This window comes from Methylorubrum sp. SL192, from assembly GCF_026672325.1.
Taxonomy (GTDB): Bacteria; Pseudomonadota; Alphaproteobacteria; order Rhizobiales; family Beijerinckiaceae; genus Methylobacterium; species Methylobacterium extorquens.
This window is the reverse complement of the sequence record NZ_JAPPQV010000003.1, coordinates 233,332-255,068: the sequence shown is the minus strand read 5'-3', so window position 1 is coordinate 255,068 and position 21,737 is coordinate 233,332. Positions and strand designations below refer to the sequence as shown.

16 protein-coding genes and 1 riboswitch are annotated in these 21,737 nt (G+C 69.1%); of the genes, 6 read left to right on the top strand and 10 right to left on the bottom strand.

The features are described from left to right. Positions 1–17: 17 nt before the first annotated feature. On the top strand, positions 18–386 hold the full coding sequence (locus OVA30_RS02125; protein WP_003602632.1) for a YybH family protein: 369 nt from the start codon (positions 18–20) through the stop codon (positions 384–386). 123 nt (positions 387–509) lie between these two features. Here OVA30_RS02125 and OVA30_RS02120 read toward each other — a convergent pair whose 3' ends face one another. Further along, on the bottom strand, positions 510–1,700 hold the full coding sequence (locus tag OVA30_RS02120; protein ID WP_268174454.1) for a tlde1 domain-containing protein: 1,191 nt from the start codon (positions 1,698–1,700) through the stop codon (positions 510–512). 434 nt (positions 1,701–2,134) lie between these two features. Then, a riboswitch (cobalamin riboswitch) is annotated at positions 2,135–2,342 on the top strand. A gap of 163 nt (positions 2,343–2,505) precedes the next feature. Between OVA30_RS02120 and OVA30_RS02115 the strand changes: the two genes are divergently transcribed. Both OVA30_RS02115 and OVA30_RS02110 read left to right on the top strand, forming a co-directional pair. Further along, positions 2,506–4,650: a TonB-dependent siderophore receptor gene (locus tag OVA30_RS02115; protein ID WP_442786131.1), complete on the top strand. Its 2,145-nt coding sequence runs from the start codon at positions 2,506–2,508 to the stop codon at positions 4,648–4,650. Further along, on the top strand, positions 4,650–5,846 hold the full coding sequence (locus OVA30_RS02110; protein WP_268174452.1) for a DUF1624 domain-containing protein: 1,197 nt from the start codon (positions 4,650–4,652) through the stop codon (positions 5,844–5,846). The genes OVA30_RS02115 and OVA30_RS02110 overlap by 1 nt, the downstream gene beginning before the upstream one ends. Before the next feature lie 15 nt (positions 5,847–5,861). Here OVA30_RS02110 and urtA read toward each other — a convergent pair whose 3' ends face one another. From urtA to OVA30_RS02065, 9 genes are all read right to left on the bottom strand, one after another. Further along, positions 5,862–7,103 (bottom strand): urea ABC transporter substrate-binding protein, encoded by a 1,242-nt coding sequence (gene urtA / locus OVA30_RS02105; protein ID WP_003604328.1) that lies wholly within the window; start codon positions 7,101–7,103, stop codon positions 5,862–5,864. A 189-nt stretch (positions 7,104–7,292) separates the two neighbouring features. Next, the gene (locus OVA30_RS02100; protein ID WP_268174451.1) at positions 7,293–8,165 is read right to left on the bottom strand and encodes an urease accessory protein UreD; all 873 of its coding nucleotides are present in this window, start codon (positions 8,163–8,165) and stop codon (positions 7,293–7,295) included. After that, positions 8,165–8,809: an urease accessory protein UreG gene (gene ureG / locus OVA30_RS02095; protein ID WP_268174450.1), complete on the bottom strand. Its 645-nt coding sequence runs from the start codon at positions 8,807–8,809 to the stop codon at positions 8,165–8,167. Before ureG ends, OVA30_RS02100 begins: the two co-directional genes overlap by 1 nt. After that, entirely contained in the window at positions 8,806–10,518 is a 1,713-nt protein-coding gene (gene ureC / locus OVA30_RS02090; RefSeq protein ID WP_268174449.1) for an urease subunit alpha, read from the bottom strand. Before ureC ends, ureG begins: the two co-directional genes overlap by 4 nt. Positions 10,519–10,533: 15 nt before the next feature. After that, positions 10,534–11,247, bottom strand: coding sequence for an urease subunit beta (locus tag OVA30_RS02085; protein WP_268174448.1), 714 nt, complete (start codon positions 11,245–11,247; stop codon positions 10,534–10,536). A 13-nt stretch (positions 11,248–11,260) separates the two neighbouring features. Then, positions 11,261–11,941, bottom strand: a complete 681-nt coding sequence (locus tag OVA30_RS02080) for an urease accessory protein UreF (protein ID WP_268174447.1) — start codon at positions 11,939–11,941, stop codon at positions 11,261–11,263. Positions 11,942–11,945: 4 nt separating this feature from the next. After that, the gene (gene ureE / locus OVA30_RS02075) at positions 11,946–12,410 is read right to left on the bottom strand and encodes an urease accessory protein UreE (protein ID WP_268174446.1); all 465 of its coding nucleotides are present in this window, start codon (positions 12,408–12,410) and stop codon (positions 11,946–11,948) included. A 283-nt stretch (positions 12,411–12,693) separates the two neighbouring features. Next, the gene (locus OVA30_RS02070) at positions 12,694–13,737 is read right to left on the bottom strand and encodes a DUF2778 domain-containing protein (RefSeq protein ID WP_253394098.1); all 1,044 of its coding nucleotides are present in this window, start codon (positions 13,735–13,737) and stop codon (positions 12,694–12,696) included. A gap of 299 nt (positions 13,738–14,036) precedes the next feature. Further along, positions 14,037–16,004: an oleate hydratase gene (locus OVA30_RS02065; RefSeq protein WP_268174445.1), complete on the bottom strand. Its 1,968-nt coding sequence runs from the start codon at positions 16,002–16,004 to the stop codon at positions 14,037–14,039. A 506-nt stretch (positions 16,005–16,510) separates the two neighbouring features. On the opposite strand from OVA30_RS02065, the gene OVA30_RS02060 reads away from it, so the two are divergent. From OVA30_RS02060 to OVA30_RS02050, 3 genes are all read left to right on the top strand, one after another. Further along, on the top strand, positions 16,511–17,119 hold the full coding sequence (locus tag OVA30_RS02060) for a DUF1269 domain-containing protein (RefSeq protein WP_085857608.1): 609 nt from the start codon (positions 16,511–16,513) through the stop codon (positions 17,117–17,119). A 311-nt stretch (positions 17,120–17,430) separates the two neighbouring features. Continuing rightward, entirely contained in the window at positions 17,431–20,427 is a 2,997-nt protein-coding gene (locus OVA30_RS02055; RefSeq protein ID WP_268174444.1) for a PAS domain-containing protein, read from the top strand. A gap of 411 nt (positions 20,428–20,838) precedes the next feature. Further along, entirely contained in the window at positions 20,839–21,570 is a 732-nt protein-coding gene (locus OVA30_RS02050) for a DUF4198 domain-containing protein (protein ID WP_268174443.1), read from the top strand. The last annotated feature ends 167 nt before the right edge of the window (positions 21,571–21,737 follow it).

Sequence of the window (21,737 nt, the reverse complement as noted above, 5' to 3'; positions counted from 1 at the left end):
ACAGGGAGGAACGAGCGATGAGCGAGACGCAGCGGGACGTGGCACGCGAGCCGGAGGATCTGGCCCGCCTCTTCAACGAACGGGCCAATGCCGGCGATGCCGAAGGGCTGGTCGCCCTGTACGAGCCGCAGGCGGTGGTGGCCGCAGGCGATATCGTGGCGACCGGCCACGACGAGATCCGCCGCTTCTATACCGATCTGCTCGCGCGCAAGTCGGACTTCCCCGAACCCGAGACCCTGCCGGCGATCCGCAACGGCGACCTCGCGCTGACCTTCGCGCGGCTGCCGAACGGCGCGCTCTCGGTCGAGTCGGCCCGCCGGCAATCGGACGGGACGTGGCGCTGGGCCATCGACCAGCTCAAGCTCAAGCCCGTCGCCAAATCCTGAAGGGCTCCAAAGCGGGTTTCGAAAGGACAAGTCCTTTCGCGGGTCCAGGGCAGAGCCCTGGTGAAGGGACATCGGGGCGCTGCCCCGATGTCCCGCCAAAGGGATGATCCCTTTGGAAACCCGTTAATCCGCCGAGGCCGAGCGGCGCGGCGTGGCGTTGCGCCGGCTGGCGAAGATGCCGGGGGCGGTGCCGGGCACCACGACCAGGCGCCGGACCTCGCCGCTCAGATAGGCCTGGAGGAAGCGGGTGTAGTTCCGGAACACGACGCAGCCGTTCGAGGCGCCGCTCGGGCCCAGCATGTAGGTGTGGGCGAGGATGCCGTCACGCCCGTGGATGGCGGCCGAGCCACCGACCGGATTGAGGCGGATCGCCCGCACCCCATGGAACAGGGCCTCGCGCTCCCGCAGGTCGTAGACCCCGGGCGGGGTGGCGCCGCGCATCCGGATATGGACGTGGTCCGGGTTGTCCTGGGCGACGCCGAGGCCGGAATGGGCCTCCAGCACCTCGCCGCTCGGCAGCGTCACGGTGGCGGCGCTGATGTCGTAGACGGCGACCCCCGGCTCGGAGACCGGGCCCGGCACGACGCGGCGCCGCGCAGCCGAATCGACCGCCCCGCTATCGAGCCCGGCATAGGCCATCGCCTTGTCCGAGGACGGCGTGGGCGCCGAACCCGGCAGATCGAACATCTTCTCGAGGAAGTTGCGGTTGTCCGTGACCGCGGCGCTGAACACGCTGCGAGTCGGCTCGGTGGAGGCGCGCGCCGCGGACGCCGTGGCGATCCGAGGCGTCGCCGCCCGGGCGGTCTGCGTGCGCGGCTCGTAGCGGAATTCGTCGGGCCGCCGCACCGGCAGCGGCACCGTGAGGGCGAGGCGGGCCGTCGGTGCGGCCGGGCGCGGTGTGACGGCGGGCGCGGCGTCGGTGGCCTGCTCCGCGGGGAGGGCGGCCAGGGTCGTGGCCGGCTCCGATGGGGCAGGCTGCGACTTGGACGGCTCCGCCACGGGCGGCGCCCGGAAGGCGGACACCTGCGCGGTCCGCGGGATGAAGCCGCCGGAGGCCGTGTCGAGCACGGGGGTGGGGTCGAGCATCCAGGCCAGCGCGCCGGGCGCGGCCTGCACGGCCGCCGCCCCGTCGGCCTCGGCCGAAACCTGCGCGGTTTCCACGGGGGCGGGCGCAGCGCGATCCTGCGGTTGCAGGATCCCGGCGACCGCGAGACCCCCGAGGGCGGTCAGCGCGAGCGCCGCGACAGGCGGGCGGCGCCGACGGCGGATGACGGGCCGGGCGGAGCGACTCTGGACGAGCTCGGCGATGTCCATTGCGGGCGGTACTCGACAACGCGGATCCCACACGGCCTCCCGCCGTCATCTCCGGCTATCTGTGCCAGAATGACAAAACGAGATGGCTTCGCCGATTAGGGAAGGATCAACCTTAAGCCTCCGTCATTCAACGGGATCTTGGTTAATCTTGCCTAAAGCTCGGTCACGTCCTTCGAAAAACGTTCGTTGCGGATTCTCAGCGGCTCCGCCGCGCCACGAGGCGGCGGCCTCTACCAAACGCCGCGGCGCAGTGCGCGCTCGATGACGAGGCCAGCCGGACGATCGCCATCGTCTCGCGTGCCCGCCTTTGGGCCGATGCGGGAAGCGCAGCCGCTATGGGGCTTCTTGCGGAGCCCTTGTGCTCTACGGGCCACAGGTTGTGTGATGTTGTTACATTTCATTGGCCGGTCTGTTGACCCTGCGCCGCATCGCAGCGAAGTTGCTGCGGCCAAGGTTCCCCGGACGCATGTCCGAGGGCTAAGAGGGAATTCGGTAAGCCCGTCCGGGCGAGGCCGAAGCTGCCCCCGCAACTGTGAGCGGCGAGCCACCGTCGTCGAAGGTCACTGGTGCCCTGCACCGGGAAGGCCGAGACGGGGGCGCTGACCCGTGAGCCAGGAGACCTGCCTTGGCGCGACGATGTCCCCCGGGCGGGGTGCTCCGGCGGCGTGCCTGATCGGCGAGAGCGTTCCCCTGCGCTCCCGGCGGGGCACCCGCTCGGGCCCGCACCCGAACAGCCAGAGCGCGCCTTGTGACAGTTCGGACGATCCTGAACGCCATCGACGTCCCGGCCCGGCGCCCGCCTTGGATGCTCGCCGCGCTGCTCTGCGCCGGCCTGCACGGCCCGGAGGCGCGGGCACAGGAATCGGTCACCCTGGAGGAACTGGCGGTCGAGGGCGAAGGCCGCGGCGTCGGCAACGGCGCATCGGATGGCCGGACCAGCGCTGCCGGCACGATCGGCCTGATCGGGCCGACGCCGGGCTACCGCGCCGACCGCGCGGTGAGCAGCACCAAGACCGACACGCCCCAGCGCGACGTGCCCCAGATCGTCACGGTCGCCCCGCGCGAGGTCATCACGGATCTCGCCGCCACCCGCGTCGATCGCGTCTTCAACTACACGCCGGGCGTGGCGCAGCAGAACAATTTCGGCGGCCTCTCGGTGTTCAGCTACGCCATCCGCGGCGTCACCACCTCCGAGATCTACAAGAACGGCTTTCCGCTCAACCGCGGCACGCCGCCCCCGCCCGACGCCCAGAACGTCGAGCGCGTCGAGGTGCTCAAAGGCCCCGGCGGCGGGCTGTTCGGGCGCAGCGATCCGGGCGGGCTCGTCAACATCATCACCAAGCAGCCGACCGTCGAGCGCTTCGTCGAGATGGGCGGGTTGTGGGACTCGTTCGGGCAGTTCCGCGGCACGGTCGATTCCGGCGGCGCGCTGAACGAGGAGGGCACGCTCGCCTACCGCTTCAATCTCGCCGCCGGCCGCCAGGGCAGCTTTCGCGATTTCGTCGACAGCGACCGGCTGCTCGTGGCGCCCGTCCTGAGCTGGCAGATCACGCCGGACACGCGCATCACCGTCGAGACCGAGTTCCTGCGCAACCGCATCGTCTTCGACCGCGGCGTCATCGCCCTCAACGGGCGGCTCGGGCTCTTGCCGATCTCGCGCTTCCTCGGCGAGCCGGGCCAGAGCACCTATCAGACCAACAACACGATGCAGGTCCGCGTCGATCACCGCTTCAACGCCGATTGGCAGATGCGGCTCGCCACCCACTTCAACACCGGCACGCTGGAGGGTGAATCCGCCGAGATCCGCGCCATCGCCGCCGACAACCGCACCGTCTCACGCGACCGCAACATCCGCGACTACCGCTGGGACACGGCGATTGGCCAGGCGGAGGTGGTCGGGCGTTTCGACACCGCCGGCATCGGCCACACCATGCTGCTCGGCTTCGAGCGCGAGAGCACCGACAGCCGGACGGTCTACAACCGCTCGACGATCCGACCGGGTTCGACCTTCGCCATCGACATCTACGATCCGCGCTACGGCCAGCCGCTGCCGCCGATCGACCGCTTCCGCAACAACCTCGAACGGATCACCAACACCGCCCTCTATGCGCAGGACCAGATCGTCCTCACGCCCGAATGGAAGGCGCTGCTCGGCGTGCGCTTCGACTTCTTCGAACAGTCGTTCCGCGAGCGCATCCCGCGGTCCCAGGTCGATCAGACCTACTTTGCCGCGACGCCCCGCGCCGGCCTCGTCTACCAGCCGCTGCCCGAACTCTCCCTCTACGCCAATGTCGGCACGAGTTTCCGCCCCAATATCGGTCCCGATGCCGCCGCCGCCTCCGCCTTCGGGCCGTTCGCGCCGGAAACCGGCATCGGCTACGAGGTCGGGGCCAAGCTCGACCTCTATGGCGGCGCACTGGCGCTGACCGGCACCGCCTTCCGGATCGACCGGGAGAACGTGCTGACGCCGGATGCCAACGGCAGCGGCTTCTCCGTGGCGGTCGGCGGGGTGCGCAGCCAGGGTTTCGAGCTGACCGCCGCTGGCCAGATCACGCCGGAGATCAAGCTGCTGGCGGGCTACGTCTACGCGGAGGCCGTGGTCACCGAAGATCCGACCTTGCCGGCCGGCACGCCGCTCATCAACGTGCCGCGCCATTCCGGCAGCCTGCTCGCCGTTCACGAGGTGCAGGCCGGCCCGTGGAAGGGGCTCGGGCTCGGCGGCGGCGTGCGCGGCGTCGGCGAGCGGGCGGCGGACGCGGTCAACAGCTTCTCCCTGCCGGCCTATATCGCCGTCGATGCGCTCGCCTATTACCGCTACGAGAACTTCCGCTTCGGGCTGAACATCGAGAACGTGTTCGACACCGAGTATTACGAGAGCTCCCTCAACCGCTTCCGGGTCTATCCCGGCGCGCCCCGGCGCTTCACCGGAACGATGACGGTGCGGTTCTGATGAGGGCTCGCCAAGGGGCGGCCACGGCTGAGTCCGCACCGGCTCCCATCGCCGCGGGGGTCGCGCCACGCACCCGCATCGGCGCCATCGATGCCCTGCGCGGGCTCGTGATGCTGCTGATGCTGGTCGATCACGCGCGGGAGTTCTTCTACCTCCACGCCCAGGTGAGCGACCCGGTGAACCTCGCGGCGACCCCGCCCGGCCTGTTCCTGACGCGGGCCGCCTCGCATTTTTGCGCCCCGGTCTTCCTGCTGCTGACGGGGCTCTCGGCGAGCCTCTACGGGCAAAAGCACGGCAGCCGCGCCGCGACCTCCGCCTTCCTCATCAAGCGCGGACTCTTCCTGGTCGCCCTTGAAGTGACCCTGGTGAACCTCGCCTGGACCCGTGCCCTGCTGCCGCCGATCCTCTACCTGCAGGTGATCTGGGCGATCGGTCTCAGCATGATGGCGCTCGCCGCCCTGCTCTGGCTGCCGCGCCCGGCGCTGATCGGCGTAGGCCTGGCGATCATGCTCGGGCACAACGCGCTCGACGGGATCGTGCTCGCGCCCGATCAGCCGGGCTACGCCCTGTGGGCGGTGCTGCATCAGCGCGGCCTGATCCCGCTGCCCTGGGGCGCGGCGCGCACCTCCTATCCGGTGCTGCCCTGGATCGGTGTGATCGCCGCGGGCTACGCGCTGGGGCCGCTCTACGGCGCGGGCGTCGATCCGCGCACGCGCCGCCGACGCCTCGTCGCCCTTGGGCTCGCGAGCCTCGTCGCCTTCCTGATCCTGCGCGGCCTCAACAGCTACGGAGATCCGCATCCGTGGCTGGCGGGCAAGGATTGGGGCGCGGACGCCCTGTCCTTCGTCAACCTCACCAAGTATCCGCCCTCGGCCGACTTCCTGCTCGCAACCCTCGGTCCCGGCCTGCTGCTGCTCGCGCTGTTCGAGCGCCTGCCGGAACGGCGTCTAGGCTGGCTCACCGTCTTTGGCGGGGTGCCGCTGTTCTTCTACCTGCTGCACTTGTGGGCCCTGCGCCTGACCTATGACGGCCTGGCCGCCTTCGGTCTTGCGGGTCCCTCCGGCCGGATCGAAGTCGGTGCCCCGTTTCAGATCTGGCTGATCGCGGCACTGTTCGCGCTGGCCCTCTACCCGGCCTGCCTCTGGATGGTGCGGCTGAAGCGGCGCAGCCGGTGGCGGGGTCTGAGCTACCTCTGACCCCGCCCGCGCCGCCTACTGATATCCCTTCGGGAACGGGTTCGGCTCGATCAGCTCCGGGCTCTCGTAGACCACGTCGAACTGCCCGTCCGGCCGGGCGCGGGCGACCCGGGTCTTGGCCCAGAGGTGATGGTTCTCGTGGATCTTCACGGCGCCTTCCGGTGCGTCCTTGATCTCGAGGCCCGGTGAAACGGCGATCACCTTGTCGACCTCGAAGGAACCGGCCTTCTCCACCGCCGCCTTCCACAGGAAGGGGCTGAGATAGGCGGCCTGGGTGATGTCGCCGATGACGGTCTTGTCGCCCCAGCGCTTCTTGAAGGCGGCGACGAAGGCCTCGTTGGCCGGAGTCTTGACCGACTGGAAGTACTTCATGCAGCTATAGGCGTCGGCGATGTTCTCGCCGCCGATGCCGTCGACGTCGTCCTCGGTCACGGACACCGTCACCAGCGTCTGCTTCTTGAGGTCGATGCCGGCCGCCTTGAGCTGCTTGTAGAAGGCGACGTTCGAGCCGCCGACGACGGTGGCGAAGATGACGTCCGGCTTCTTGAGCTTGATCTTGTTGATGACCGAGTTGAACTGCGTGTGCCCGAGCGGGAAGTATTCCTCGCCGACGATCGTGCCCTTGGTCACGTTGGTGATGTGCTTGGTCGCAATCTTGTTGGTGGTACGCGGCCAGATATAGTCCGAGCCGACCATGAAGAAGGATTTGGCGCCCTTCTCCTTCGTCACCCAATCGAGGGCGACGAGCGTCTGCTGGGTCGCCTCCTGGCCGGTGTAGATCACGTTCTTGGACTGCTCCAGACCCTCGTAATAGGTCGGATAGTACAGGAGGCCGTTATACTGCTCGAAGACCGGCAGCACCGCCTTGCGCGAGGCCGAGGTCACGCAGCCGAACACCGCCGCGCAATGGTCGTTGACGACGAGCTTGCGCGCCTTCTCGGCAAAGGTCGGCCAGTCGGAGGCGCCGTCCTCCTGGATCACCTTCACCGTGCGGCCGAGGATGCCGCCGCTCGCATTGATCTGTTCGATGGCGAGCCTTTCCCCTTGCGTCGCCCCGGTCTCGGACATCGCCATGGTGCCGCTGATCGAGTGCAGGATACCGATGGTCACCTCCTTGTCGGTGACGGCGAGCGCGCCCGCGCCGGTCTGCGCAAGAGCACGTCCGGGCAGGGCGCTTAGCAGCGGAGAGGCGGCAAGGCCGAGCAGAAGCCGGCGGCGGAGATGGAAGTGGGCGTCGTTTCGGTCACGCGAGCGCATGTCTCTTCGAATTCCTTCGAACGTCATTCGGCCAATCGGTCCGAATGACGGCCCTGTGGCCGCCAGACGAGGCCGATGCCCCCGTGCGTATTTCGTCTCAGGAAACTGATTTGTATCAAGGGGAATTGCTGGGCGGCCTGCCCATATTTCTCGCGATGTGCCGTCCGGCTAGTCGTTTCGGGGCAATCTCTACTTTCGGCGCCGGCCGGGCGCGCACCCGCTCAAGGTCTCGAACACGATCCGGAACACCGCATCCATGCCCGCCGACAACGCACCGCCGTCCGGGGCGAGCAGGCGCAGGCCGAGTCCCGCGCCGTTGGGCAACGGGCTCACGCCGGTCAGGCAGCCCGCCGCGTCGGCCGCCTGTCTCAGATGGAGGCCGGCCAGGCGCGCGTCGTCGGGGGCGCCGAGCACGACCATCGTGCCGTAGGCGCGGTGAGGCCCCGTCGGTGAATCCGGCGCCGTGAACGCCCTCCCGTCGATGCGGCTGCGCTCCCGCACCAGCGCGCGGCCCTCGGGGTCACGGATCGTCAGGCCGAGGTCGAGCCGGTCGAACGGACGGCCCTCACCCGCGGGGTCGTGACAGGCGACGCTCTCGGTGACGATGGCGCGGGCGCCGGGCTCGGCGGTGATCTCGGTGGAGACGGCGAGATGGGCGCCCGGAAACAGGATCAGCGGATCGGGATTGAGCGCGAGGAAGGCATCCGCGGCGATGGTGAGCCGCGTCTCCTGGCGCGAGGGTTCCGGGCCGCCGCGATGCACGACCGTGCCGGCCTGGGTCGTGACATGGACCCGCGCGCCGGACCGCGCCGCGATCGCCAGGGTGAGGTGGTCGGCGGCGTAGAGGCCGCCCGAGGCCGATTGCAGGTAGAGGGTTGCGAGGTCGGGGCTATCCGGATGCATCCGGAAGGCGCGGGTGATGTGGAACGGGTAGGGCACGGCCTGCCGCGACAGCACCGTGGTGCCGCCGCCGCGGGCGAAGACGAGGGAGGCCTGCACCCGGCGCCCGACCGGAGCGGTTGGGGTGGGCGTCTCGGGAAGGCCGTCCAGCGACAGGGCCATCAGGGCGCAAACAGCACGGCGCGGCAGATCGCATCGGCCACCGCCTCGACGCCCTCGCCGGAGCGGGCATTGGTGGCGGCCACGGGCTTCGCGCCCCGGACGCGGGCGGCCTCCGCCAGCATGGCGGGCAGATCGACGCCGACATGGGGTGCGAGATCGGTCTTGTTGATGACGAGGAGGTCGCAGCGCAGCACGCCGGGGCCGCGCTTTCGCGGGATGTCGTCGCCACCCGCCACGTCGATCACGAAGATCCACCAATCGACCAGATCGAGGGAGAAGGTCGAGGCGAGGTTGTCGCCCCCCGACTCGAAGATCAGGAGTTGGAGCCCCGGAAACTTCGCCTCCAGATCGTCGCCTGCCGCGATGTTGAGGGTCGGATCCTCGCGGATGACGGTGTGCGGGCAGGCGCCGGCCTCCACCGCCTCGACCCGGGCCGGATCGATCAGCCCGGAGCGGCGCAGGCGCTCGGCATCCTCCTTGGTGACGAGGTCGTTGGTGACGACGGCGAGATCGACGCCGCGGGCCTGGAGTGCCGGGATCAGCCGCTCGATCAGCGCGGTCTTTCCCGAACCGACGGGGCCGCCGATGCCGATGCGGGCGGCGGTGACGGATTCGGGGAGGGCAGGGGAGGGGGAGGCGGTCATCGCAGCATGTAGCGTTGGGCGAGCGGGAGGACGGTAGCGGGCTCGCAGGTGGCGAGTTCCCCGTCCACGAAGACCTCGAAGGTCTGCGGATCGACCCGGATCTCCGGGCAGGCGTCGTTCCAGAGCATGTCGGCTTTGGTCAGCGTGCGGGTGCCGCGGGCCGGCAGCAGGTTCTTCCGCAGGCCCAGGCTCTCGCGGAGCCCACCCTCAATGGCGAGCGGGTGGACGAAGCAGGCCGACAGCCCCTGCTTGGCCAGCCCGAACGCGCCCCATTGCGGGCGCATCAGCATCGGCTCGCAGGTCATCAGGGAGGCCGCGGAATCGCCCATGGCGCCCCAGGCGATGAAGCCGCCCTTGATCACGAGTTCCGGCTTGATGCCGAAGAAGGCCGGGCGCCAGATCACGATGTCGGCCATCTTGCCGGGCTCCAGCGAGCCGATATGCTCCTGAATGCCGAAGGTGCGCGCGGCGTTGATCGTGTACTTGGCGATGTAGCGCTTGATCCGGGCGTTGTCGCCGAAGCCCGGCCGTTCCTCCGGCAGGGCGCCGCGCTGGTCCTTCATCTTGGAGGCGAGCTGCCATGTCCGGCAGATCACCTCGTGGATGCGGCCCATGCCCTGGCTGTCGGAGCCGAGCATCGAGATCGCGCCGATATCGTGCAGCACGTCCTCGGCCGCGATGGTCTGCGCGCGGATGCGGCTCTCGGCGAAGGCCACGTCCTCCGGCAAAGCCGGGTTGAGGTGGTGGCACACCATCGTCATGTCGAGGTGCTCGTCGAACGTGTTGACCGTGTAGGGATTGGTTGGGTTCGTCGAGGAGGGCAGGCAGTGGGGCAGCCCCGCCACCCGGATGATGTCGGGTGCGTGCCCGCCGCCCGCACCCTCCGTATGGTACATGTGGATCGTGCGCCCGCCGATCGCCGCCAGCGTGTCCTCCACGAAGCCCGACTCGTTGAGCGTGTCGGTGTGGAGCTGGACCTGGAAGTCGTATTCGTCGGCAAAGCCGAGGCAGGCATCGATCGCCGCCGGCATCGCCCCCCAATCCTCGTGGATCTTGAGGCCGAGCACGCCGGTCTCAAGCTGTTCCTTCAAGGCCGCCGGCTTGTGGGTGTTGCCCCTTCCCAAAAAACCGAAATTGACGGGCCAGGCTTCGGCCGCCTGGAGCATTTTTCCCGTGTTGAACGGCCCGCCGGAATCGATGCCGACGGTGATCGGCCCGAGCGAGCCGCCGAGCAGCGTCGTGATCCCTGAGGCGATGGCGTGATCGGGCAGGCCGGCGGAATCGAAGTGGACGTGGACGTCGATGGCGCCCGGCGTCGCGATCAGCCCCTCGCAGTCGCGCACGGTAGTGCCGGCCGACACGATCAGGCGCGGATCGACGCCGTCCATGATCGCCGGGTTGCCGGCCTTACCGAGGCCGACGATGCGCCCGTCCTTGATGCCGAGATCGCCCTTCACGATGCCGAGGACGGGATCGATCACGAGCACGTTGCACAGGAGGAAGTCGAGGGCTCCTTGCGCCGCCGTGACGCCGGGCGCGAGCCCGATGCCATCCCGAAGAGTCTTGCCGCCGCCATGCAGGCACTCGTCGCCGTAGACCGCATGGTCGTGCTCGACCACTGCGATGAGCGAGGTGTCGGCGAGCCGCACGCCGTCGCCGATGGTGGGGCCGTAGAGGGCGGCGTAATCGCGCCTTGGGATCGTGACCATGTTTCCGCGTCTCCCTCAGGCGCCCTTGAAGCCGCGAGCCTTGGCGCGCGCCAGCGCGTCGGCGCGCGCCAGCGCGTCGGCGCGGGCCGCGTCGGTGTCGAGCTTGCCCTGTGTCAGGTTGTTGAGGCCGGTGAGCTCGCGCTCGCCGCCGAACCCCACCAGCGTCACGCTCTTGCGCTGGCCCGGCTCGAACCGCACCGCCGTGCCCGCCGGGATGTCGAGGCGAAAGCCCAGCGCCTTGGCGCGGTCGAAATCGAGCGCCCGGTTGACCTCGAAGAAGTGGTAGTGCGAGCCGATCTGCACCGGGCGGTCGCCGGTGTTGACGACATCGAGGCTCACCCGCGGTCGCCCGGCACCAAGCTCGATCTCGCCCTCCGCCGGCAGGATCGCGCCGGGTTCGAGCGTGTCGGGCTCCGCCCCTTCCGCAGGCCGGATCGGCTCGTGCACGGTGACGAGCTTGGTGCCGTCGGGGAAGACGCACTCGACCTGCAGGATCGGCATCATCGAGGCGACGCCCGGCATCACGTCACCGGTCGTCAGGATGGTCGAACCCCAGCCGATCAGGTCGGCGACGGTGCGCCCGTCGCGGGCGCCCTCCAGGATCTCGTCGGTGATGATCGCCACGGCTTCCGGGTAGTTCAGCTTGAGCCCCCGCGCCCGCCGCTTACGGGCGAGTTCGGCGGCGGTGAAGATCGTGAGCCGTTCGAGTTCGGTCGGCGTCAGCAGCATCGGCGCGGCTCCTTCAATTCGCGAACAGGCGGAGTTCGGCCTGGGCTTGGCGCATGGCGGCGATCTCGATCAGCGGGGTGAAGCCGGTCAGTTCGATGGCGCCCACTGGCTCGCGCACGGGCTGCTCCAGCAGTTCGGCGATCAGCAGCAGCGCGCCCCCCAACACCCGCTGCGCCTCGATCGCCCCGATGGCGCCGAGCCGCACCGCGGCCGAGGTGAGCCCGCTGACGAAGAGATAGCCGGAGACGGATGCGGCCGCGCGCTCGTCGAGGCCGAGCGCCGGCCACAGCGCGCCCTGCACGGTGGGAAGATGCCCGAGCAGCCGGCCCGCCCGTACGGAAGCGCGCAGGTCGGCGGCGCCCGGCGTGCCGAGGCGGGCGTGCGAGGCCAGCAGCGAGGCGCCGTTGCGGCGGCTGCCGACCCGCATCGGCTCGGCCAGTGAGGCTGCCTCGACCGCTGCGTCGATGGCCGCGAGGCGTTCGATGGCGCCGCCGGCGCGGTGGGCCAGGATCAGCGCGATCCGGTCGGTCTCGGCCCAGCGGAAGCGCAGGGCCGCCGCGACGGTGCGGGCGAGCGCCGCCTCGTCGAAGGCCGGGTTCTCGGCCACCAAACCTTCGAGGCCGTTGGAGAAGGCGAAGCTGCCGCTCGGGAAGGCCGTGTCGGCCTGCTGGAGCGCGGTGAGGGCGGCGAGCAAGGCCTCAGGCCCCCTCGGCCGCCGCGTCGACGGAATGCGCGACGCGGCCCTCCTCGACCAGGGCGCCGAGGCGTACGAGGTAATCCTCGGCCGGCCCTTCCAGCGCGACGAGGATCGCCGCGCCGTCGAAGCGGACCCGCCAGTGCAGGTTGCCGGCATGGTAGCCGAGTTCGAGCGCATCGGCGGTGGAACGCGGCACGAGCCGCAGCCAGCTTTCGGTGCCAACGCGGGCGACAAGCGCGTGACCATCTTCGAGGACGAGCACCGCGCCGTCGAACAGGGCCTGATCCCGTGGCAGGGCGAGCGCGATTTCTTCGCCGGCCACCGTCGTCGCCCGCAGGCGCCGCCGGGCCACGTCGGCGCTCGGCACCCGCAGGATGTCCACCGCGCCGTGATGTTCGAGGTGATGCAGGCGCTCCGCGAGACCAGCCTCCGACCGGCTGCCCAGAACGCGTTGGATCACACGCATACGCCACGACTCCGATACACACGCCGCCCCGCCCGGTGCGGGGGCGGAGCTGTCCTTGGGGTGCCGAAACCGCAGGGCGGTTCCCGGCAACTCCCAAGATCCTAAGCGAGGATCGCGCCAGAATCGAGCGTATTGAGAATTAATTTTTCTCGCAAAGAAAGCAGTGGGCGGTGTGGCGCGCGCTCAGCGCGCATTCCGACGAAGTGGTCACCGATTCGTCGCAACAATGCGCGTCAGCACAAGGACCGAGAGTCACCGGCCTGATGCAATCAGGTCGGTGACTCTAGCGCGATGCAACCAGAGGGTTCGCGTCCCGGCCGCGACCCGGAACGACCACGACGCGGCGGATCTCGCCGCGCAGATAGGCCTGCAGGAACCGGTCGTAATTCTTGAACGAGATGCAGCCGTTCGAGGCGCCGTTGGGCCCGAGCAGGTAGGTGTGGGTGAGCAGTCCGACGCGGCCGTGGATCGCCTCGCTGCCGCCGACGGGCGTGAGGCGCAGCGCCCGCACACCGTGGAACGGTGCCTCGCGCTCGGTCAGGTCGTAGGTGCCCGGCGGGGTGGCGCCGCGCATCTTGAGATGGACGTAGCGCGGATCGTCCATGCTCTCGCCGAGGCCGGAATGCGCTTCCAACCGTTCGCCGCTCGGCAGAACCACGCTCTGGGCGCTGATGTCGTAGACCGCGATGCCGCCTTCGCCGACGGGCGGCGCGGCGGGCAGGGGCGTGGTCAGGACCCGGCGGGCGGCGGACTCGGCAGCGCCGTTCTCCAGGGCCGCGTAGGCGAGAGCGGGGGCCGGCGTGGCGGGTTTCTCGACGCCGAGCAGCTTCTCGAAGAAGGTGCGGGTGTCCTCGACCTGGGCCGGCGCCACCGCGACCGTGGACCGGCGCGCGACCATCCGCTCGGCCCGGCGCAGGGCGTCCGCCGCCCCAAGGCGCGTCAGCTCGGCCGGGCGGCGCACGGGCAGGGGCACGACCTGCGCGAGGGCCGCCGTCGGTGCCTCGTTCGGAAGCCAGAACAGGGAAGCCGTCCCGAAGCGCGCCTCGGTGGGGGCGGGCAACGCCTGGGGCATCCACTCGGCCAAGGATTCGGCCATAGCTTCGGCCGGCGGCTCCGCGGCGTCCGGTGCGGCCTCCGGCGCTTGGTCCGGGATCGAGGCCACCGTCTCTACGGGGGTATCCGGCACCGGGTCTGCCGCAATGGGGACCGCCACCGTTTGAAGCGGTGGCAGATCGATCCGTCCAAACGGCGCGGAGGAGGCCAGGATCAGGGCCGCGCTCAGATAGGCGGCCGAGGGGAGAGCCCACGAGAGGAGAGGATGTGCCATGCGCCGCCCGAATTCCCGTCCGGGAGCGGCCTCCGCCCCGGTCCTGAACCGCCCCGCCGACGCACGCGCCCTGCGACGCGCATCCCTCAGCCGGTCAATGTCTCGTTAACCAAGTGCGCCGTCGCGCTCGGCGATTCTGGGGCGAGATCATGGTCGGGCGGGGGTAAAACCGGAGCGGACTTTGGGCCGGATGATTGCGGGAGAGGCGAAGGGATGATGCCGAGGGACGGGACGGTCCGGCAGCGCGGGACCGATCCTACCGTGGATTCGGCGCCGAACTGCGAGCCCGAGCGCTTCACTCATTTCTGCGATTTGAGATAGCCTCGAATGTGTTCGAAAGATTCGCCGATCGCGCTCAAGGCGTGGCGACGCCTCCCCAGCAGATGTCGCAGGTCCAACTGGGCCGCTTCGCGGCTCGGGCCCTCCAAGGCCGGCAGGGGCGGCAGGATATGGGCGTAATAGGTCTTGCCCAGTAATCGATGCAGCAGACGTTCGCCGGGGAATGGGAGATTGTTGTTCAGGGCGCGCGCGGCTTTGAGAAGGTTTCGGATATCGTACTGTACAGGGCTGATATCCGGCACCTGCTTGTGCAGGCCGAGCAACGTATAGACGGCCACGCGCGCGGTGCGGATCGAGCTGTCTATCGTGAAGATGATGTCGTTCGAGGTTTCGACGAACTGGCCCATCAGGCCCAGATTCGTGCAGCCCTTCGGCACGACATGCGGCCGGTCGCCTGCCGCGCGCGGCATGAACATCGCCGTGATGTAGGGCATCAGCGCCAACCGCACCTTGGTGTTGGCCGCGACGGCTTCGCATTGGTCGGCGATGCCGAGATGATAGCAAAGTTCGCTCAAGATCTCCCGCCCGGTACAGGCCGGCATCGGCTTCCGGACGTGGTTCCCGTCCTTGTCCATCAGGAGCGCGTAGGCCCAGAGCACCAGCACGTCCTGGGGCTGTTCTGGGAAGTGCGGCTGACGGTTGCAGGTCACGCTCAGCACCCAGTTCGAATCCGTGAAGGTGATGATGCCACCCGTCACCGTCTTGCCCGAATAGGGATCGTTGACCGCCAACTCCTTCAGCCGCTCGACCAGGGGCGAGGGTTTGCAGGTCAGCGTCACCGATTCCCACATCGACTTGTCGATGTCGCCGTAGAACTTCGCGGGATTACCGAAGACCGGTGATTTCTCAGCCAGATTCTTCCACAACGCCCAGTCGCTGTCCTGGCCCGGATCGTGCCGACCACGTTCGAGGATCGGCGCCTGATCCATGTCGCCATAGGCCGTGCCCTCGGTCATCGAGCCGGTCAGAGCAAAGACCACGTCCCGGCTCTCGACGGGAATGACGTCCTCCTCGCCCTTCGTTTTGACGTGGATGCCCGTGACGGTGCGCGCATTGCCATCGACGCTCATAGCCAGATCATACGCCCGCACGCCGAACCGCACGGTCACGCCGCGCGCCATGAGGTGGTTGACCAGCGGCCGGACGAAACTGTCGTATTGGTTGTATTTCGGGAAGACGAGCGCCGACATATCCGCCAGCCCATCGATCGCGTCGAGGAAGCGGTGCATGTAGAGCTTCATCTCGAGCAGGCTCTGCCAGTTCTCGAAGGCGAACATCGATCGCCAGAAGAACCAGAAATTGGTCTCGAGGAACTCCGGGCTGAAATATTGCTCGATCGTGATGTCGTCGAGATCCTCCTTGCGCTTGAGCAGGAGGCGGATCAGTTCCCATTGCTGGGATTTCGTGAGGCCGAAATTCGAGAAATCGCGAATCTGCCCCTGCTCATGCATGAGGCGAGCTTTGGAGTAATTGGGGTCGTGATCGTTGACGAGCCGGTACTCGTCGAGGACGCTGTAGCCTTCCGGAAGTTCGAGCGCCTGAACATCCTGGAACATGTCCCAGAGGTTGTCGTAGTTCCAGTTCATCTCGCGACCGCCGCGGATGATGTACCCGTCCTCCGGGTTGCCGGCGCCGTCGAGCGAGCCGCCTTCGACGTCCAGCGCGTCGAGGATCGTGATGTCCTGGCCGTTCATGCCGCCGTCGCGGATCATGTAGAATGCGGCGGCCAGCCCGGCGATGCCGCCGCCGATGATCCAGGCCTTGCGCCCCTCCACCCGCGGCCCCGGCACCGGGCGGTTGCGCATGTAGGCGCCCATCATGTCGGGGGGCGGAAGCGTATTGGTGGGGCGATTGTGCCAATAGGCGGCCGATGCATCGGTTTCGACGACGAAATCGTGACCTTCCTTGCCTGGAATGGCTTCGGCCATTGCGCGTCTCCCGAGAGGACGGCCGGCGTCACAGGGCCGGCGTGACGGATAAGAAGGGCCTCACGAAACGCGCGATCACCGATCGTCCCCCCCTCCGGGCACGGCGGCGCAGCGGGCGTTTCGTGAGAGACAGTCAGGCGGGTGATCGGCTCGTGATCGCCGGCGTAGGGCCTGCTGCAAAAGCGGTTTTGAGCCTCGAAAGTCGGCCTGTTTGGCCATGAGTCCGGTGCGTCGGCATTGATGTGTCGCAATCGGGCCGTGCATCCCGTGTGTTAGCGCTGGCTTCGCGGTGAGCGATGGTTTCCCGAGGGGATGGCGCAGCAAGTATCCCGGCGAACGGCTGTGCAGAGAGAGGAGCTGCCAAGCTTCCTCTCGTTCAACAAGTCTGGATCGCGTCGTCCGCTGCCGCGGCATCGATGCGCTGCGGGACTGTTCAGGCGATGGGACGGTCCGGGTCCGCTGCCCTCGAGAATCCCCGCCAACACGTGTTCATCGAGGAGGATTGGATGGCAGAACTCGTGGTGATCGGCTTCGAGGATCCGCAGGAGGCGGATCGCGCTCTGAACGAATTGGCCCGCCTGCAGACGGAATATCTGATCGATCTCGAGGATGCGGTCGTCGCCATCCGGAGCCCTGACGGCAAGCTGCGGCTCAAGCAAAGCGTCGATCTGGTCGGCGCCGGGGCCGCCTCCGGCGGTATCTGGGGCGCGATGTGGGGCTCGCTGGTCGGCCTCGTCTTCCTCAACCCGCTGCTCGGCCTCGCGACGGGGGCCGCCCTCGGACTGGGCGCGGGCGCCCTGTCGGGCAAGCTTGCCGATTACGGCATCAACGATGACTTCATCCGCTCCGTCGCCGAGGCGGTGCAGCCGAACACCTCGGCGCTGTTCATCCTCGTGCGCAAGGCGCAGCCGGAGAAGGTGCTCGCGGAGATGTCACGGTTCCGAGGGCGCGTCATCCGCTCCTCGCTCTCGCCGGAGCAGGAGAGCCGCCTGCAGGCCGCCCTGTCGCAGCCTGACGTGTCGATGCCCGGAAGTGACGGCGCGTCGGCCGAACCATCCGCGGGCAGCACGGGCGCGCCGCCTCCCGGGGGCTCCGGCACCGCCGACGGCTCTTGATCGCGGCGCTCCCGCAACCGGCCGTGGCCGCCGGCAACCGCGCCGCCGATCCTGCGGGCCGATGGAGGCTGCCGGCCCGTCGCGGGTGGGTAGTCGGCCGGCCCTGTCTCGAAGGCGCGTAAGCCGTCGCATCCGGCCGTCGGCCGCGGCACGGCCGGGATGGGCGTGACGGCGTTGTCTCATGCGGCCGCCTAGTGAGACGCCGCCTTCCTGTCGAAACGAGGCCCGGCCTCACTTTCGCCTCCGCCGGACCTCCATGGTGGAACACTGCGTCGAGCCCCCAGCCTGTCCGAACGATGAAACCCGCCCCGATGAGCGAGCAAGAGGCTGCGCGCCTTCGTGCCTTGGACCGCTATCGGTTGCTCGACACCCCGCGCGAGCAGGATTTCGACGAGATCGCCGAGGCCGCCGCCGAGCTGTGCGAGGCGCCGATCGCGGTGGTCAATCTCGTCGGCGACGGGCGGCAGTTCTTCAAGGCGGAGGTCGGCCTCGGTGTGCGCGAGACGCCGCTCGAAACCTCCTTCTGCCGGCAGGCCATCCTGCACGATGACTTCCTCTACGTGCCCGACACCGCGCGCGACCCGCGCTTCGAAGGCAACCCGCTCGTCAGCGGCGATCCCGGCCTGCGCTTCTACGCCGGCGCCCTGCTGAGGACCGACGAGGGGCAGCCGATCGGGACCGTCTGCGTCCTCGATACCCGCCCGCGCGAACTCACGGAGCGGCAGCGCCGCGGCCTGATGCGGCTCGCCCGCCAGGCCATGACGCAGATGGAACTGCGCCGCTCGCTGCGTGAGCAGGCGGAGCAGCGCCTGCTGCACGAGCGCATCCTCGACAGCGCCACCGACTACGCGATCGTGGCCATGGATCCCCACGGCCGCGTCACGCGCTGGAACACCGGCGCCGAGCGCATCCTCGGCTGGACCGAGGCCGAGATGCTGGGCCGGACGGTCGATGCGTTCTTCACGCCGGAGGATCGGGCGGGCGACCGGCCCGATGTCGAGAAGCGCCTGGCGGCGCAAACCGGCAGCGCCCCGGACGAGCGCTGGCACATGCGCAAGGACGGAACCCGCTTCTGGGCCTCGGGCGAGATGATGCCGCTGACGGCCGAGGACGGCGGGCTCATCGGCTTCCTCAAGATCCTGCGCGACCGCACCGGGCAACGCGCCTCGGAGGCGGCTTTGCAGGCGAGCGAGTTGCGCTACCGCTCTCTTGTCGAGGTCAGCCCGCAGGTCGTCTGGTTCGGCGACGAGGCCGGCCGTGTCACCTACTGCAACACCTATTGGTACGACTATACGGGGCTGCCCCCCGGCGAGACCGGCGAGGCGAGCTGGATGGGTGTGATCCATCCCGATCACCGCGAGCGCGTTCGCGATGCGTGGCTTGCCGCGGCGCGAAGCCGGGGGGGCTACGAGGTCGAGTTCCCCCTTCGCCGCGCCGACGGGCAGTACCGCTGGTTCCTGTCACGGGCGCGGCCCGTGCGCGACGAGGCCGGGCATCTCAGGAGCTGGATCGGCACCACCCTCGACATCCACGAGCGCAAGGTGGCCGAGGAGCGCTTCGCGGCGCTCACCGAACTGGCACCGGCCATCATCTGGTTCGGGAATCCGGACGGCAGCCTCAGCTACCTCAACGACCGCTGGTACGCCTATACCGGCCAGACCCCCGAGCAGGCACTGCCGCTCGGCTGGGGTGAGGCGATCCACCCGGACGACGTGGACGGCCTTCTCAAGGTCTGGGAGGCGGCCCGCACCCACGAGACCGTCTACGACACCGAGGCACGCCTGCGGGCGCGCGACGGAACCTACCGCTGGTTCCTGATCCGTGCGGAGCCGCGCCGGGACGCGAGCGGCGCGGTGGTCGGCTGGCTCGGCAGCAACAGCGACATCCACGACCGTCGGCAGGCGGACGAGGATCTGCGCCGGGCGCGGGAGCAGTTGCACCTCGCCGTCGAGGCGACCGGAACCGGCATCTTCGACTACGACCTCGTCACGGACACGCTGGAATGGGACGCGCGCACCCGCGCGCTGTTCGGCCTGGGACCGGAGGCGCCGGTCGCCTACGACGTGTTCCTGGCCGGCCTGCATCCGGATGACCGGGCCTGGGTCGATCGGGCGGTCGAGGCCGCGCTCGATCCGGCCGGCAGCGGCACCTACGACATCGCCTACCGGACCATCGGGCTGGAGGATGGCATCGAGCGCTGGGTCGCCGCCAAGGGACAGGCCTTCGTCGCCGGCGGCCGCACCGTGCGCTTCATCGGCACCGTGCGCGACGTCACGCAGAGCCGGCGGGCCGAGCAGACCCTGCGCGAGACCGAGGAGCGTTACCGCCTCGCGGCGCGCGCCACCAACGACGCGATCTGGGACTGGAACCTCGCGACCAACCAAGTCCTCTGGAACGAAGCGCTCACGGTCGCTTACGGCTATCCGCCGGAGGCGGTCGATCCGACCGGCGATTGGTGGATCACCCATATCCATCCCGACGACCGGGCGCGGATCGACGCCTCCATCCACGCGGTCATCGACGGGACCGGCACCGCCTGGAGCGACGAGTATCGCTTCCTGCGCGCGAACGGCACTTATGCCGACATCCTCGACCGGGGCTACGTCATCCGTGACGGGCACGGGGCGGCGGTGCGGATGATCGGGGCGATGCTCGACATCAGCGAGCGCAAGCGGGCCGAGGAGCACCAGCGCCTGCTCACCGGCGAGTTGCAGCACCGGGTCAAGAACACGCTCACCCTCGTTCAGGCGATCGCCAGCCAGACCCTCCGCAACGCCCCGGATCTGGATGCAGCCCGCGAGGCTTTTGCCGCGCGCTTGATCTCGCTCGGCCGCGCGCACGACATCCTGACCCGGTCGAGCTGGACCGAGGCGCCCATCGCGGAAGTCGTGGAGGGGGCTCTGGCGGTCCATCGCGGCGCTGCCATGGCGCGCATCCGCGCGAGCGGGCCGAGCGTGCTGCTCGGCGCTAAGGCGGCGCTCTCGCTTGCGCTGGCCCTGCACGAGCTGGCCACCAACGCGACCAAGTACGGCGCCCTCGCCAACGAGGTGGGATGCGTCGAACTGCGCTGGCACGTGGTGCACGAGGACGAGGCTCCCCGCTTCTGCCTGACATGGTCCGAGCAGGGCGGCCCGCCCATCCTGAGCCAGCCCTCGCGCCGCGGCTTCGGCTCGCGCCTGATCGAGCGCAGCTTCGCCGCCGAGGTCGGCGGAGAGGTCAAGCTCACCTACGCGCCGACCGGCCTCGTCTGCCGCCTGGAAGCCCCCCTCGCATCGATGCAGGAGCCGCGCGACGAGGTCGCCGCCTGAGGGACTAGGTGCCCGCTCCACAGCAAAGCGCCTGGGATCTGGGCGAGCCTTGTATGGGTGTAAAATGGCCTAGCTTGTGCATACTGGGCCGCTGCGATCCCGTGTCGATCCGAGGCCCTGAGCCCTGGCGCGTACGACATCGCCACTCCTGACGCACCGGCGCGCATCGGCCGGTGCCGTTCGGGGTGAACACCTCTTGCAGGCGACGCCATCCATCCGGCCGCCGCGGAATCGTTGGAGATCCGGGTCATCGCGCTGTGCGGTTCCATGACGTCGGCGACGATTGTCCCGGGGCCGACGCCGAACCCGCAGGCTACGGTCTCGCCACCGGCTGTGGCTGCCGCGATCTTCACCGGTCCGCTGCGGCCGGCCGGCATCGCCCGAAATTCCGTAACGGGAAGCATCTCCACGATGAGACATACCGCCCTCCTCGCCGCGTTCCTCGCCCTTGCCGCACCGGCTTCCGCCCACGACCTCTGGATCAATCCGGTCGGCGGCGGGGTGCAGATCCTCTACGGGCATCCCCACGAGCCGGAACTGCCGAGCGCGGCCAAGCTGATGAGCCTGACCGCCTACGAGCCGTCCGGCGCGGTGGCCCTGAGCGCCAAGCTGCAGACCGGCGCGGCACCTGTGCTCAAGGCCGCCTACGATGGCGATGCGCTGGTCGCGGCGTCCTACGACAACGGCTACTGGGTCCGCTTGTCAGACGGCAGCTACCGCAACGCCAGCAAGCGGATGCTGCCGCAGGCCGACAAGAGCCTCTGGTCGGTGAAGTTCGCCAAGGCCATATCCGGCCCGACAGCTCCGTGGGACAAGGTCGTCGGCCAGCCGCTGGAGATCGTCCCGCTGGAGGAGCCCGCCGCGGCTTCGGGCCAGATCCGGGTGCGCGTGCTGTTCGAGGGCCGCCCGCTCGACGGCGCCAGCGTGGTCGCCACCGACGGCGTGAACTTCAAGAGCGAGGCGGATCAGGCCCGCGCCACGACCGACGCGGACGGCGTCGCGGTCGTCTCGCTGCGCAGTGCCGGACCGCAGGTGCTCGGCGTCAGCCACCGCGTCAGCCCCTCGCAGACGCCGGCGCTGGCCGATGCGGACAGCTACGGCGCGACGCTCGCCTTCACCGTAACCGACCCGAAGACCAACTGAGCGCAGGGACGGCACCCGGTGGCGCCGGCCTCGATGGCCGGCGTCACCGTGCGTGGTCCTGCTCGGGTGCCCTCTGGCGCCGTAGCGCCTTGAAGCTTGGCGAAAGCCCGTTCGATCGGGGTGAGGTCGGGCGCGGAGGCCGGCGAATGGCGCCGGCATCCGCGAAA